16 protein-coding genes and 1 tRNA gene are annotated in these 14861 nt (G+C 57.0%); 11 read left to right on the top strand and 6 right to left on the bottom strand.

What is annotated here, in order from left to right:
• From WC859_10420 to WC859_10445, 6 genes are all read right to left on the bottom strand, one after another.
• Window positions 1-464: hypothetical protein (locus tag WC859_10420; protein ID MFA5976561.1), on the bottom strand; the 464-nt coding region annotated here is incomplete at its 3' end.
• Window positions 430-503, bottom strand: a tRNA-Gly gene (locus WC859_10425). The genes WC859_10420 and WC859_10425, both read right to left, overlap by 35 nt.
• Window positions 504-538: 35 nt before the next feature.
• A complete protein-coding gene (gene fabF, locus WC859_10430) occupies window positions 539-1777 on the bottom strand; it encodes a beta-ketoacyl-ACP synthase II (GenBank protein ID MFA5976562.1) in 1239 nt (412 codons plus the stop codon).
• The gene (locus tag WC859_10435) at window positions 1774-2235 is read right to left on the bottom strand and encodes an SRPBCC family protein (protein MFA5976563.1); all 462 of its coding nucleotides are present in this window, start codon (window positions 2233-2235) and stop codon (window positions 1774-1776) included. The genes fabF and WC859_10435 overlap by 4 nt, the downstream gene beginning before the upstream one ends.
• Entirely contained in the window at window positions 2232-3296 is a 1065-nt protein-coding gene (locus WC859_10440; GenBank protein ID MFA5976564.1) for an FAD-dependent oxidoreductase, read from the bottom strand. The genes WC859_10435 and WC859_10440 overlap by 4 nt, the downstream gene beginning before the upstream one ends.
• On the bottom strand, window positions 3280-4005 hold the full coding sequence (locus WC859_10445) for a methyltransferase domain-containing protein (GenBank protein ID MFA5976565.1): 726 nt from the start codon (window positions 4003-4005) through the stop codon (window positions 3280-3282). Before WC859_10445 ends, WC859_10440 begins: the two co-directional genes overlap by 17 nt.
• Before the next feature lie 102 nt (window positions 4006-4107).
• Between WC859_10445 and polX the strand changes: the two genes are divergently transcribed.
• The 11 genes from polX to WC859_10500 all read left to right on the top strand — a co-directional run.
• Complete coding sequence (gene polX, locus WC859_10450) at window positions 4108-5826, top strand: DNA polymerase/3'-5' exonuclease PolX (protein MFA5976566.1); 1719 nt, start codon at window positions 4108-4110, stop codon at window positions 5824-5826.
• Between the two features lie 147 nt (window positions 5827-5973).
• A complete protein-coding gene (gene nth, locus WC859_10455; GenBank protein MFA5976567.1) occupies window positions 5974-6675 on the top strand; it encodes an endonuclease III in 702 nt (233 codons plus the stop codon).
• Window positions 6672-7946 carry an SAM-dependent methyltransferase gene (locus WC859_10460; protein ID MFA5976568.1) on the top strand — a complete coding sequence of 425 codons (1275 nt, stop codon included), beginning with the start codon at window positions 6672-6674 and terminating at the stop codon, window positions 7944-7946. Before nth ends, WC859_10460 begins: the two co-directional genes overlap by 4 nt.
• Window positions 7939-8586 carry an HAD-IA family hydrolase gene (locus WC859_10465; GenBank protein MFA5976569.1) on the top strand — a complete coding sequence of 216 codons (648 nt, stop codon included), beginning with the start codon at window positions 7939-7941 and terminating at the stop codon, window positions 8584-8586. The genes WC859_10460 and WC859_10465 overlap by 8 nt, the downstream gene beginning before the upstream one ends.
• Window positions 8587-8737: 151 nt before the next feature.
• Window positions 8738-9757, top strand: coding sequence for a type IX secretion system membrane protein PorP/SprF (locus WC859_10470; protein ID MFA5976570.1), 1020 nt, complete (start codon window positions 8738-8740; stop codon window positions 9755-9757).
• Between the two features lie 2 nt (window positions 9758-9759).
• Window positions 9760-10902, top strand: a complete 1143-nt coding sequence (locus tag WC859_10475; GenBank protein ID MFA5976571.1) for a tetratricopeptide repeat protein — start codon at window positions 9760-9762, stop codon at window positions 10900-10902.
• An 18-nt stretch (window positions 10903-10920) separates the two neighbouring features.
• A complete protein-coding gene (locus WC859_10480; protein MFA5976572.1) occupies window positions 10921-12435 on the top strand; it encodes a FliG C-terminal domain-containing protein in 1515 nt (504 codons plus the stop codon).
• Window positions 12436-12505: 70 nt separating this feature from the next.
• Window positions 12506-13309: a MotA/TolQ/ExbB proton channel family protein gene (locus tag WC859_10485; protein MFA5976573.1), complete on the top strand. Its 804-nt coding sequence runs from the start codon at window positions 12506-12508 to the stop codon at window positions 13307-13309.
• A 6-nt stretch (window positions 13310-13315) separates the two neighbouring features.
• The gene (locus WC859_10490; GenBank protein MFA5976574.1) at window positions 13316-13960 is read left to right on the top strand and encodes a flagellar motor protein MotB; all 645 of its coding nucleotides are present in this window, start codon (window positions 13316-13318) and stop codon (window positions 13958-13960) included.
• Window positions 13953-14597 carry a flagellar motor protein MotB gene (locus WC859_10495; GenBank protein MFA5976575.1) on the top strand — a complete coding sequence of 215 codons (645 nt, stop codon included), beginning with the start codon at window positions 13953-13955 and terminating at the stop codon, window positions 14595-14597. The genes WC859_10490 and WC859_10495 overlap by 8 nt, the downstream gene beginning before the upstream one ends.
• On the top strand, window positions 14598-14861 hold a 264-nt coding region (locus WC859_10500; protein MFA5976576.1), incomplete at its 3' end, for a hypothetical protein.

The following is a 14861-nucleotide window of genomic DNA, read 5'->3' on the forward strand; positions in this document are numbered from 1 at the left end:
TTTTCATAAAATCCCCGGCTGTTCAGTAAGTTGGTTAAAGGATCAACGCGTGAGATGGAATGTTCGAATAAGAATCTCTTGCGCAAGGTGATGGCGAAAAACACCATCATCAGATAGTACGCTACGCGCACGGCAAAACTCCAAAGGAGATAAACGGGTTTCTCATACGTCAAACCGATGGAATGAAGGGCCAGTATCCAGGCGGCGGAGGACGCCAGGGCAAAAACAAATCCCCAACACCAATTGACATAGCTGGCGACCAGGCAGGTCGGAAAGAGATAAAAGGCATTAAAACTGATCTTGAGGGGGGTACAATTGTTGATCAAAAAAATAATGATGAACAGAGAGATCGATAACCCAATTATCTGCGATTTGGATTGCGCTTCGAGGTACGCGAAAATTTTCTTGAGCATGTTAATGCGGTAAATCTGGAGCGGGTGAAGGGAATCGAACCCTCGTCTCAAGCTTGGGAAGCTCGCATTCTACCATTGAACCACACCCGCGAAAATCGCTGGTCGGACGGCATAATATAACATTTTCAAAATGAGATTGGAGAGGAGCGCAGGACCAGAGCGGCGTTTGAGCCGCCGAATCCGAACGAATGAGTCAGGATGTGTGTCAGGCGTTTCGAACGGCTTTTCTGCGGCACGTAATCCAGGTCACACTCCGGATCCGGGTTTTCGAGATTGAGGGTGGGGGGAATATGGCTGTGCTTCATCGCCAAGAGGCTGATGGCCACCTCCATGGCTCCCGTTGCCCCTAAGGCGTGGCCATGCATCGCTTTGGTGGCGCTGATCGGGATCTCCCGCGCGGCTGGGCCCAGAGCTATTTTCAGCGCCAGCGTTTCGGTTTTATCGTTAATCGGCGTGGAACTGCCGTGAGCATTGATCGCGTCAAGCGCGGAAGGCTCGAGACGAGACTCTTTTAAAGCCAATTGAATAGCCCGCGCGACTTGTGACCCGTCCGGCCTCGGAAAAGTCATGCGATAAGCGTCGCTGGTGACGCCGTAGCCCAGGATCTCCGCATAAATCGGCCCGCCTCGCTTGACCGCATGTTCCAGTTCCTCCAGGACAAAAAGAGCCGCTCCCTCTCCCATCACAAACCCATCCCGCGCGCGGTCAAAAGGGCGGGAGGCTTGTTCCGGCGCGTCATTGCGGGTCGACATCGCCCGAATGAGGTCAAAGGCTCCGAAACAAAGCGGTGCCAGAGGAGCCTCCGCACCTCCGGCGAGCATGACCTCAACCTGACCCGCCTGGATCATCCGGAAGGCTTCCCCGATCGCGATGGTGCCTGCCGCGCAGCTGTTGGCGTTGGAAAGGGCGGGACCATTTAAACCAAAAGCGATGGAGACGTTTGAAGCGCCCGCGCCGGTAAAAACCGATAGGGCGATCAGCCGATCAACCGCCTGAAGCCCTTCCTGGACGAGGTGTGTATGTTCCTCTTCCGCATGGCCGATGCCGCCTAAGGCTGATCCGACATAGGTCCCTGCATGGTCCGGCTGATCCACGGTGAGCCTGGCCTCCTGCAGAGCCATCCCGGCGCAGGCCACGGCAAACTGCGAAAAACGGTCCAGCCGCCGGGCGATCTTGGCTTCCATAAATTTGAAGGGGTCAAAATCCTCGATGGAGGCGGCAATCCGTGATCGGAGAGCGGACGTGTCAAAGCGGGTGATTCGCCGGACAGCGGATTTTTCCCGGCAGATCCCTTGCCACAGGGCTTCCGAGCCGATGCCCAAAGGGGTGACGCAGCCGATTCCGGTAATAACAACGCGTTTCATGGGTTAACCTCAATAAGTTCTTTGATGCGTTTTAACGTTTTCTGCGCGACTTGTTTAACGAACATCTCTCCGATGATCCGTTCCGCCAGCCAGGGGCCTGGAGGCGGCCACTTCGGCTCAAATTGATGATGGATTTGAACGGACCAGACCGGCTGTCCGCCAGGGGTTTCACCCACTTGTTGGAAGATCCACTGAACCTCCATCCCTTTGGTAATCCCGCCGATGTGCGTAAAAAGGATTCGCTTTTCCTCCGGCAGGGGACGCTGGATCGCGCGCCACCACAGCGGAAGTCCTTTATGCCGGGCGGCCATCTCCACCGTGATTTGATTGCCCTTCTTCTGAAGCACTTTTACCCAGCGGTAATGGGGCAGGATCTCCGGCCATCGAGTGACATCCGCGGCGATCCGGAAGAGCCGGCCATACGGTGCCGTTATCTCTATGACGTTTGAGGTATTCATAAGGCCGGTACCAGAGAGTCGGATGTTTTTAATCGTGTTCGTGCCGCCAGCCACCGGAGGGCCGGTGGAAACATCCGAAGGCCCGAGACCAGCAGGTTCTGACTGAAACGATTGTCGAGAACCGACCTCAGCACGCGGTGGATCGGCAAGGGCCGGTCAAAACGATCATGCCAGGCCGCGGCGTAAGCTTCGTCAACCGGGCGCTTGGATTGCGTAAAGGCCTCCGCCAGAAGCCGGGATCCATAGAGGCTCATGGCGATACCTTCCCCAAGGAAAGGATCGATCACAAAGGCGGCGTCTCCGACAAACAGCCGCCGGCCGTCGGTGAGGCGGCGCAGCCCCATCACGACCGGACCCACCGCCTGCCAGGATGTGATCCGGTGCGCCTGGGCGAGATGCCGATGGAGGATCGGGTTCTGACGCATCCAGTGACTCAGGACGTTATCGAGGGCGGGACCGAGTGTTTTGATGGCGTTTTGAGTCGTCAACGCACAGACATTGACGCGCGTCGTGTCTTGCCGCGCCAAACCCACATACCCGCCGGGGATCAGGTCCAGTTCGACCTGCTGGGTCACGGACGGAATATTCTCAAAGATCGCCTGAAGGCCGTAATAGGCCGGGCCGTTGCCGATAGGAGGGGTCATGCGGCCGGTAGCGACAACGGTCCAGATCGACGAATCCGGTGCGTTGAGGCCATCGTGGTGTTCTTCTACCCAAACACCGACCGATTTTGCCCGCTGCAGTAAAAGGGAATCCAACGTTTCGCGTGCCAGAGACAGCCCCATTCCGGGCAATTCCGCTTCCGCGCGTTTACCGGATGGCGAGCTGACAACGATATGCCGGATCGGCCAGGCGCCGGCTTTTTGAATCAGCTCCAAAACGCCCAGTGCCTCCAGTTCCGGAAGGGTTTCCGGACTCAGAAAACCGCCGCAGAGTTTCGGGCGGGGGAAATGGTCTTTTTCGAAGAGACAGACCTGAAAGCCGGCCTGTGCCAGCCGGATCGCGCTGGAGGATCCGGCGGGTCCGCCGCCGATCACGATGATGTCAGGTGTGCCGGTCATTTTTTTCACCCGCGAGCGTCAGGCGGTAACCGAAATGCGTTTCAACCTTTACGTAAGAAAGGCCTGCTTCACGTGCAAAGCCTTCCAGTTCGGCCCGGGTAAAGGCGCGTTTCACCGACAGCGGTCCATCGTTCTGCACGATCGGATGCGCGCGGAGCAGCCGCGTCAATGTCCATATCCACGCCCAGGCCCTTCCGCTCCGTTCGAGATCATTCATGATAAGACCGCGCCGGGTCAAACGGTCACTGCGTTTGAGCAGCGCAACGATTTCTGGGTCAGACAAATGATGGAGACACAACGATGACAGGGCATAATCAAACGGTTCGCCGGAAGGGATGAAGGTGTTTAAATCCGAGTGAACAAGCGTAATTTCCGGATAGTCACGGCACGCCTGGCGGGCGTAGGTCAGGACCGCCTCATTGACGTCGATCCCCAAAATCTCGGCTCGAAAGCCCTTTCGCCGGCACCACCGCACGATGGCGCGCGGCATATCCGCGCCGCCGGTTCCCCAGTCGATGAAGCGGAGGCGTTCCCCCGGCTGCCATCGATGAGAAAAACGCCGGAGCCGCGCCAGCGTGGCCTGCACGCCGCCCAGCCATTCGTTCACGCGCTCCAAGGCGGTGAGAATGCGGGTGGTGGCCGCCGCATCCAGCGGTTCCAGGTCCATCCGTTCCGGTTCCCGGGACCGCTCCTTAAAAACGAAGCTCATACGGTATTCTATCAGGGTCGACGACGGACAAAATGAGATAAAATTGTCTTGTTCAATCGGTAAAAGTTCCAGTGAATCTTATGACAAATCCAACCGTTTTTAATGGATAAAGCCGGAGTCGCTTCCATCCTTGAGGAAATCGCCGTTCTGCTGGAGTTGAAGGGAGAAAATCCCTTCAAAATCCGAGCCTACCAGAATGCGGCGCGGCTTCTGCCGAGTCTTTCCGAAGACCTCGCTGCCCTCGTCAAAGAAAACCGTCTGGTGGATGTTCCCGGCATCGGCGAGGCTCTCGCCGAGAAGATCGCCCACCTGGTCACCACCGGAAAACTGCCTTACTACGAAGAGTTGCGTGAAAGCGTCCATCCTGGTCTTCTGGAGTTGACGCGACTCCAGGGTGTGGGGCCGAAGAAAGCGGTGCTTCTTTATGAGAAACTGGGAGTCAAGAATCTCCCGACGTTGAAGAAAGCCTGCCTGGAGGGGAAGGTCGCCAAGCTCAAAGGGTTTGGCGAAACCACGCAGGCCAATATTTTGAAAAGTATCCACTTTCTGGCGGAGCATGCCGCCGAGCATCTCCTCGACGATGCTCGCGCCCTGGCCGACGAGATAATCGGCCGGCTGAGAAAACTTCCCCACGTCAAACAGATCGCTTTCTGCGGGAGTCTACGCCGCCACAAGGAAACCGTCCACGATGTGGATATTCTGGTGTCGAGTGACAAGCCCGCCGGCCCGATTATGGAAACGTTCGTCAAATTACCGGGGGTCGTCCGGGTGCTTGGCGAGGGGGACACCAAAGCGAGTGTTCTTTTTCACAACGGCATCCAGGTGGATCTCCGGGTGGTCAAAGAGGACGAGTATCCGTTTGCGCTTCATTACTTCACCGGCAGTAAAGAACACAATATTGTCATGCGTCAGCGTGCTCAGGCGCGGCATTTGAAGCTTTCCGAGTACGGTCTTTTCCGGAAGGGAAATAAACGCGTGCCTTGCCGTGATGAGGCGGAGCTGTATGCCAAACTGGGGCTGTCCTTCATTCCGCCGGAGCTTCGCGAGGACCGCGGGGAGTTCGAGGCGGCGGAGAAGGGTCTTCTGCCGAAGCTTCTCGAGACCAAGGATCTCCGGGGTATCTTTCATGTTCACAGCAACTGGAGCGACGGCACGGTGGAGCTGGAGGAAATGATCCAGGCAGCGCAGGAGATGGGTTTTGAGTACGTCGGGATTTCGGATCATTCCCAGGCGGCTTCCTATGCCGGCGGGCTGACTCTCGAGCGTCTGCGTCAGCAGCGTCAGGCGATTGAGCGCTTACAAAAACGCTTCAAGATTCATATTTTCTGGGGGACGGAGTGTGATGTCCTGAAAGACGGCCGGCTGGATTACCCGGATGACGTCCTTAAGGATTTTGATTTTGTGATCGCCTCGGTGCATTCGCTCTATACGATGCCGGAAGCGGAGATGACCGCGCGTATCGTCCAGGCGCTCCAGAATAAGTTCGTGACGATCCTGGGGCATTTGACAGGCCGGCTCCTGCTCCGGCGCCAGCCTTACGCGGTGAACGTCGAGGAAGTGCTGAAGGCCGCGGGCCGGGAAGGCGTGGCGGTCGAAATCAATACGCTGGCCGACCGGCTGGACATCGACTGGCGCTGGATTCCCCGCGCCAGGGAACTCGGCTGCCGGTTTTCGATTGATCCGGATGCGCACGCGAAAGAAGACCTTCATGGGTATGTTCGGGGTGTCGGGATCGCGCGCAAAGGCTGGCTGACGAAAGAGGATGTTATTACTACGCTGCCGTTGGAGCAGATAAAAACATATCTGAAAAAACGTCGGTAGGTACCCTCACCCGCGCCTGTCCGGCCAATGGCCGTCCGGCTTGCCCTCCCCCTCAGCAGGGGGAGGGAATATAAGATTGCTCGACCCCCTCTCCCTGCTGAGGGAGAGGGGCGGGGGTGAGGGTAAAATCGAATAAGGAGTTGTTTCGTGGTCCAAAAGGCAAAAAATATCCTGCGCCTGCTGCGGAAGCAGTGGCCGGTGACGCGCTGCGAGTTGCTCCACAAGAACCCGCTGGAGCTGATGGTTGGGGTCATTTTGTCCGCCCAATCAACGGATCAACGCGTCAACTCGGTTACCCGGGGGCTTTTCCGAAAGTACCATACCGCCGCCGGCTTTGCGGCGTCCAACCCGGCTGTTTTCGAGAAGGAAATCCGCAGTACCGGATTTTTCCGCAGCAAGACGAGAAGCATCCGGTCCGCGTGCCGGGTTCTGGTGGAGCGGTTCAAAGGGAAAGTGCCGAAAACCATGGACGAGTTATTGGACGTGCCCGGCATTGGCCGTAAAAGCGCCAATGTGCTTCTCGGGGCCGCCTATGGCATCGCTTCCGGGGTTGTCGTTGACACGCACATGATCCGGCTCTCTCACCGGCTGGGATTATCGAAGCAGGAAGACCCGGTTAAAATCGAGATGGATTTGAACAAATTAATCCCGTCGTCCCAGTGGATCTTTTTCTCGCAGGCCATGGTGCTTCACGGCCGCTACATCTGCATCGCGCGCCGGCCGCGTTGCTGGGAATGTGAACTGATTAACGTGTGCCCTTATTCGGACAAAGTGCTTTCCCCGGACAAAGACGAAGCCACTCCTCCCCGAACAACCATCAGCGGACTTCCTGTCCACGTGCGGAAATGACCCGGCTCTCCTTTGCGGAATATATGGACCAGACGCTTTACGGGCCGCAGGGGTATTACGCTTCCGGTGCGGCGGCCAGCGGCCGGGCCGGGGATTACTTTACAGCTCCGGATGTGAGCCCGGTGTTTGGCCGGTTGCTCGCCGCCATCTGGATGCGGTGGGCGAATGAGTTTGCCGCGCGGCCCTTTCACCTCGTCGAGATGGGAGCCGGCGAAGGCCATCTGGCCCGCGCGATCGGAGCGGCGATCCAAAAAGACCACCGCGAGCAACTCGGTAGATTGAACTATATCGCTGTTGAGCGCAGCCCGACCCGATGTCGTTCCCTGGAATTGCTCGAGTCGTCCATGCCCTGTCCCTTCCGGGTCCTGCCAGATCTGTCTTCCCTGAAGGCTTCTCCTCTGACCGGATGTTTTTTCGCCAACGAATTGATTGATGCGTTTCCCGTGCACCGGGTGCGTAACCATCAAGGGCGACTCCAGGAAGCGTATGTGGAACAAACCGCTAGCGGAAAGAGGCTAGTGTGGACCGATCCCTCGACCTCATGTCTAGAAGCTTATTTCGCTCGAATTGGAATCCGGTTATCCCCAACTCGTCATCCCCCGCAGTTGTTGGCGGGGGATCTATCGTCACACGGCATGATGGATTCCCGGCCAGAGACCGCCGGGAATGACGGGGTAAGGGTTGAAGAATCGTGGTTGCCGGAAGGATATGAGACGGAAATCAATCTGGCGATGGGAGAGTGGATCCGGAGTGTGGCGGCCTCGCTCTCCTCGGGGCTGGTGGCCCTTATCGACTATGGCCGTCCGGCGCACGAGTATTATCACCCGGAGCGCTCCCGTGGCACCTTGCGGGGATTCATCCGTCATGCGGTGCGAAGTGATGTCTTGTCGGATGAGATCATGGACATGACCGCGGATGTCGATTTTACGAGTCTGGCGCTCGACGCGCAGGAAGCGGGATTGTGTCCTCTTGCGTACATGGATATGGGCTCTTTTTTGATGACGAGCGCGCGTTTTTTGTGGGAAAACAGATTGTCATTCCCCGCGGGTTCTGGCGGGGAATCTATACCTAACGCCAAGATGGATCTCCTGCCAGTGACCGCAGGGGATGACGGAGTTGGTCGGGAGTGGGCCGGTTTGCGCTACCTGGTCCATCCGGAGGGCCTGGGGAGCGCTTTTCAGGTTCTCGTGCTCGGCAAAGGACTCGATCCGCGGGATTGGCTTTTTGAAGGCAACCGGTTGAGTCGTCTGGGATTAACAAACCATGATTGAAATCGACGCTTTGATTTTCGATCTCGACGGCACGCTGATCGATTCCGCGGCGGATCTGATCGATTCCGTGCGCACCTTTCAGCAGCGCCACGGTCTGCCGCCCGGTTCGGAGTCCCTGATCACCTCGTTTGTCGGCGACGGAGTCGTGGCGCTGGTCCAGCGGGCGGTGCCCGGACTGCACGGAGAGAAACTTCGTCAGGGAGTCGATTATTTTAAACGGTATTACCGCCGGCATTGTCTGGATAAAACTCGTCTTTATCCCGGAGTCAAGGATGTTCTGGGCCACTTCCGCGACAAAAAATTGGCGGTGATTACGAATAAACCGATGCGTGCCACTCAGCATATTCTCGAAGGATTGGGGATCCTCTCCCGTTTTCAAGTCGTTCTCGGCGGCGATTCGTTGCCGACCAAGAAACCTGACCCGGAACCCATCCGTTATGCGTTGATGAAGATGCATGTTCGTGATTCGCATCGGGCTGTTGTTGTTGGAGACAGCATCAACGATATTCTGGCAGGACGAAGAGCGGGTTGTTGTACCTGCGGGGTTATCTCATGCTTCGGGAATCCAGATCAGATGAGACAGGCCAAGCCCGATAAGGTCGTTCTCAACACGCTTGAATTGATGCGTATTTTCAACTAAATTAAACCCTGTTTTCCGCATCCTCACAGAAATCTCAACGATCCTCACATTCCCCGCAAGGTAATAGGTAAGAACATATCTAAGAATCAAGCCAATTAATTGTTACTAATATTTTACTTTCCTTTGATCCAGCTTCCCTTATAAAAGGAACGTGGCTCCACAACCTCTACCTCATCCGGTTGCCCTCTCCCGCCGATTACGCGTTCACGCGCGATGGTTTGTTTTAACCCTCACCAGCCTCCTGATCATCTGTCTCTCTCTCTCAACCGTCTTCGCCTCGTTTGAAGAGTTGCCCACCGGTGGCCGCGCCGCCGGTCTAGGGAATGCGTTTACCGGTATTGCCGATGACGTCTATTCGATTTACTACAACCCGGCCGGCCTAGTCCAACTGCATCGCTCGGAATTCACCGCCTACTACTCGAAACTGTACGCGGGGTTATCGGATGGATCCTCCATCGGCCGTTCGTTTGTGGCTTACGCCCATCCGATGAAGACCAGAGGGACGTTCGGGATCAGCTACTTGTCCTTGTCCCTGGCGGACCTGTATTCGGAAAGTACCGTGGCCCTCAGCTACGCCCATGCGCTCGGCATGAAATGGAACCTGGGCGGAAACCTAAAGTTCTTGCGGAAATCCTTCGGATCAGATACGTATACCCAGAATGCCATTAATTCGGATACGGGGGCTCCCTTGGGAGGGGCCGATCCCCTCTTCGCGCAGAACGGCAGTTCGAAATCCGGGATGGCGGTTGATCTGGGCGCGCAATACCGGCTCTCGCGCATTTACGGCATCGGGATTACGATCTTGAACATGAATTCGCCCAACATGGCGTTGTCCTCCGACGATTCAGATCCGGTCAGCGCCGTCTACAAAGTGGGGCTGGCCCGCCGGACCAAAACCTCTGCCGTCGACGCTGAGTTCTCGATGCAGAAGTTCACCCAGGAGGAGTTCCGTTTGAATATCGGAGGGGAGCGCTGGTTCGGCAACGGGCTGGGGGTTCGGGGCGGACTGGGATTTGGACAGCGGGGTTACCAGCTGACATCGATTGGTTTTGCCTACCGCTGGGAAAGCCTTCAAGTGGATTACGCGTTGATTTATCCGCTGAGCGGAATCAAAGGCACCTTCGGAACGCATCAGGTATCCATGACATTCCGGTTTGGAAGGAGAAGTTGAGTATGAAACACCTAAACGATTTTCGATGGATTTGTGGATCGATGGTCTTGAGCCTGGTGCTCCTGTCGGGGGTCCTGGGCCCGGTTCCGGTTGGGGCGTGGAGTTGGGACGAAGACGAGATCGCGGCCCAGGATGATCTCGCCGTTCAGCTGGAGGGCTATCACAAGCGCGTGGAAAGCGGGATCTCGCTCCAGGAGCGCATCGTTCTGCTGGATCGCCTGATCAAGCTCTATAAAATCCGGGGACGCGATACGAGGTTTCTCGAAGACGAGCGGGCGCAGGTGCTGGCGGATGACCAGGCGCTGCAGTCGGTGAGCGCGATCTCGCGCGAGAAATCACAGGCCCTCTACCAGCAGGGGTTGGAGCAGGCCCGTCTGGGGAATTACAAGCAGGCGCAGACCGCGTTCCTCGAAGCCGAACGCCTCAATTCGAACGACAAGATCATCGCCGAGATGCGTCAAAAAGTGGATGCGGTGGCCACCATTTTGCCTCAGGCGCCGACGGAACCGAACTCCGGCGATCTGGTCAAACGCGGAGTCATGCAGTATCTGCAGAACGATCCCGCCAAAGCCCTCAATTTCCTGATGTATGCGCAACAGAAGAACCCCCAGGACCAGGACATCCCGGAACTGGTGGACATGGTGAAAAAGTCCGCGCCGGAATCCATGGAAATTCTGGATACGCGTTTAAATCTGATCGACCAGAAACTTCAAAAAGCGCTTGAAAAAATATACTCCGGAGAATACCTGGTGGCCGCCAAAGAATGTCAAGAAGTGTTAGATCTGGAGCCGGACAATGCGCTGGCGCTGACCCGGTTGGGATCGGTGTATTACGCGATGGGACAGGTGAAACAAGCCCGTGTGTATTGGCAGCAGGCCTTCGCTCTGGACCCGAAAAACGATGTGCTCAAGAGTTTCCTGCAGCAATCCACGACGGAAACAGACCGGGCGCCGGCCCAGGCGTTGACGTATAAGGTCGAAAAGGGCGATACGCTGATGATTATCGCTGAAAAGATCTACAAAAACCGCAGCGTGTGGCGAAAAATCTATGACGCCAACCGCGCGTATATGAAGAATCCGTATCAACTGGTCGTCGGTCAGGTGCTGGTGTTGCCGCCGGGAGTCACGCAGCAGTTGCAGCGGTAAAGGATGAAAGAGTCTTCAATGAAACGGATCCATCGATGGCCTCTCTGGCTCCTGGCCGGCTTGCTGGTCGGCGGGGCCCGCTTTTCCCTGGCCAAATTCGAACAGGAGCAACTGGCGTTGGAAGCCCAGATGCAGCAGCGCATCGAAAGCGTCCTGGCCAAGACCCTGCCTCCCAACAGCTACCTGGTGACCGTCAAGATTGAGATGGAGAAAAATGCGGCGACAACCAGTGTCAGGTCCACGGCCGGAGGCAATCGCGCCAAAAATCAGTTCTTGAATGAAAACCGCTACATCCTTCCGGGCGTTCCGCAAAAGAAAGAGTACGGTGCGCCCAACGAACCGGCTTCCAACGAAACGGTGGTCAACGCGGTTTCCGGGGAAGCTCTGATTCGAAAAATGAGTATCACGGTTCTGGTCGCCCCCGAAATCACGTCGGATCAGATCCGGGCGATTCGGGATGTCTTAAGCGCCACGATCCCGTTTAATCCGTTCCGGGGCGATGAAATGGATATTCAGAACTCTCCGCTGATCGGCAATCATGCCGCGCCGCCGGCCGGGGGATCCACGGTGAGTACGACTCCGGTCGTCAGCCGAGGAGGAGGGTTCCCCAACGGGATGAATGATCGTTCCACACTGATTTTCACCATCCTGCTGATCCTGGTGGCGATCATTTTGCTGATTTTGGTCGCTTTCCTGTTTGGGCCGGTTCGGGCTTTCTCGAACCGGTTGTTGGCGATGCTGCCCCGCGTGGGGGAACAAGCGGCCTACGCCGTGAACAGCGCGTCGTCCAAAACCCCTTCCCCTGCGCAGGGGGGTGAAACTGTTACCCTGCACAACGGCGTGAACGGTTACTTCGGCCCGGACAGCGGCAACGGAGCCGACGTCCCGTTCCGGTTCATTCACGAAAACCAGTTGAACAAGCTCCCCATTCTGATCCGCCAGATGAGCGCGCCTCAGGCCGCGCTGGTCCTGGCGTACCTGCCTCCGGAATGGGCGAGCCGGGTGCTGAATTCCCTGGATGCGGAGGCCCAATCGGCCATCATGAGCGAGCTGAGTCAGGCCCGCGAGGTGCCTTCGGAAGTCGTGAAAGAAGTCGAAGAACAGGTGAAAAGCCGGCTTCCGTATCTCGTCGGCGGCGTCGAGTGGATCGAGGCGGTGTATCAGCTGACGCAGCCGCAGACCCAGCGGGCGCTGCTCGACACGCTGGATCAGCAGGTGCCGGAGCTCGCGCAATCGCTGCGCCAGAAAACATTCTTTATTGAGGACGTGAACATCTTGAACCCGGGTGCCTTGCGGCTCCTGGTTCAGGAGCTGGGCTATCCGGCGACGGCTCTGGCGCTGAAAGCCGAAGAGTCTCCGGTGCGCGAGGCCATACTGAGTAAGCTCCCGGCGGCAACACGTGAAATTATTCAACAGGAGCTGGAGATGTCGGGCAGCGACGCCGTGGCCTTGCAGGAGGCCCGAACCCGTCTGATGGGCCTGGGCCGCCGGCTGCTGGCGGAGGGACGGATCAGTTTGCCGGAGAGAAAGTAAATAGGACCCGCGGCGGATGAGTTAATCGCCGCAGGTCCCGTCGAAAAGGAATAACGAACGGGAGCGCTTCATGGATTGGATGACCCCTCTGGGTTACTTGATTGGATTAGGCACCGTTGGATACGTGCTGGTCAGCGGCAACGCCGTTGGCCTGATCTTTAATCTGCACGCGATCATTCTCGTTTATGGGGGGACGCTCGGGGCGACGCTTTTAAGCTACCCGCAATCGGTCTTGATTCAGTCGATCCGGGCGTTGCGCATTTTTCTTTTTCCAGGGGCCCGGCCCGGGGCGAATGTCCTCATTCAGATTTTGATGAGGCTTTCGGATAAAGCGCGGCGGCAGGGGGTGGACAGCCTTGCGCCCGATCTCGATCAAATCGGCATTTCATTTTTATCCCACGGGCTTCGCATGGTGATGGATGGCCTGCCCGCGGAGATGGTCCGGAGCAATCTGATCAAAGAGATCCGTTTTTCCCGGGATCGTCATATGCAGACCGCCAATGTGTTTCGCAGCGCCGCCGCCTATGCTCCGATTTTTGGATTGCTGGGAACGCTGGTCGGGGTCGTGCAGGTGCTGATGACCCTGACCGATCCCAAAACCATCGGTTCGTCCATGGCGATCGCCATGACCGCCACGTTTTACGGAATTTTTGGAGCTAATTTCATCTTTCTGCCCATCGCCGGCAAGCTCAATGTCTATGCGCAGGAAGAAGTGTTTCTGGAAGAACTGATGATCGAAGGGATTTTGTCGATCCAGCAGAATGAAGTGCCGGCGTTGGCGGCCCGGAAGCTCCAGTCGTTTGCCGAAGCGCACAAATGGGATCAAATCCAGCCGGGGCGTGGAGGAGGACCGGCGGGACAGAGAACCGCCTAAACAGCCATGGCGTTCGAGTTGGAAAAAATTCATCCCATTAATTTCCAGAGCCGAAGCCAGTATATCTGGCTGACGATCTATTCAGACCTGATCACAAACCTGTTTCTCCTCTTTCTCAGTCTGTACGCCCTTTCGTTCATGGGGCCGGCCGCGATGTCTGATGCGGTCGCCTCCATGAAAAACCGACTGGAATATGCGCGGAAGGCCTCCCCCTGGTATGAAGACCTGGCCCACAGTCTGAAAATGGTTTCCAACGCAGACGCCCCGATTGTCGCGCGCGAGGACCGCCTTCAGATGGCGCTCCCGGACGAGGTGCTTTTTGCCCCCGGCGACGGCGAATTGCGGGGACAGGACCAGCTGGTGCTGCATGCCATCGCGCAAGCGATCCGGCGCGTTCCCTATACGATTTTGATTGAAGGGCATACCGACAACCAGCCGCTGCGTCCCGGCAGCCGTTACGCGTCCAATTGGGAATTGTCGATGGCCCGGGCCATGGCGGTCGTGCGCTATCTGATTCGTTACGAGGGGCTCTCGCCCCGCCGGGTCGGCGTGGCGGCCTATGGCGAGTATCATCCGCGTTTTCCGAATGACACCCTCGATCATCGCACGGCCAACCGGCGGATCGAAATCAGTATTTTACGGTATGAATAATCCGACCCCCAATTATTCAGAGGATCCGTGGACCGATCCGGAACAAACGCGGGAAACCGATATGACCCAGCTCTGGGTTGTTTCGTACAGCGATTTTATGACGATCCTCATGATTTTCTTCCTGGTTCTTTTCGCGCATCGGGTCTGGCAGAAGAAAGTGTCCTGGGAAACAGAAAAAGTCCGGCAGATGCGGGCGGTCCGGGAATCACAGAAAGGGATGATCCAGCGCTTAACGCGTCTGGCGGACGTGGATGTGCAGGCGGAGCGGATTGACATCAACCTGCCGGACGCGCTGTTGTTTGATGCCGGCCGTGCGGATTTGCGCGATTCCGCCCGGGTGATGCTGCACCAGCTGGCGCCGGAGTTGACCCGTTTTACCGGTGATATTGTTGTCGAAGGACATACCGATAATCTGGCGGTCGGCAGCCATTCGCCGTTCCAATCCAATTGGGAATTATCGGTAGGACGGGCGTTCAGTGTGATCACGTGTCTGGTGGCCCAGGGGGTGCCTCCGGAACGTCTCACCGCGCGGGGATACGGGGAGTACCGTCCCCGGGTCTTGAATGATACCCCGGATCACCGGGCGGAGAATCGCCGGATTGAAATTGTGCTGCTCAATACTCAAAAAGGTTCCTAGATGCCCAAAAAATGGTTTCTCATCGTGCTGGCGATTGTTGTTATCCCAGTCAGCATGACCTGCTGGAAGGTCGTGCAGTACAACCGGGTTTCCAAACGGCAGGTGTTTGATCTGCATGGACATATCGTTCACGCGCTTTCGCTCAATACCGCCAATTACTTCGAACGGTTGAACCTGCGCCTGGCCTTTGCCCCGCTCTTGACGCGCAGCAACCTCTGGGCGGAACAGGTCTCGATTTTAAATAGTGCGCTGATCGCCAACAGC

This window comes from Elusimicrobiota bacterium, from assembly GCA_041660185.1.
GTDB lineage: Bacteria > Elusimicrobiota > Elusimicrobia > 2-01-FULL-59-12 > 2-01-FULL-59-12 > JBAZWU01.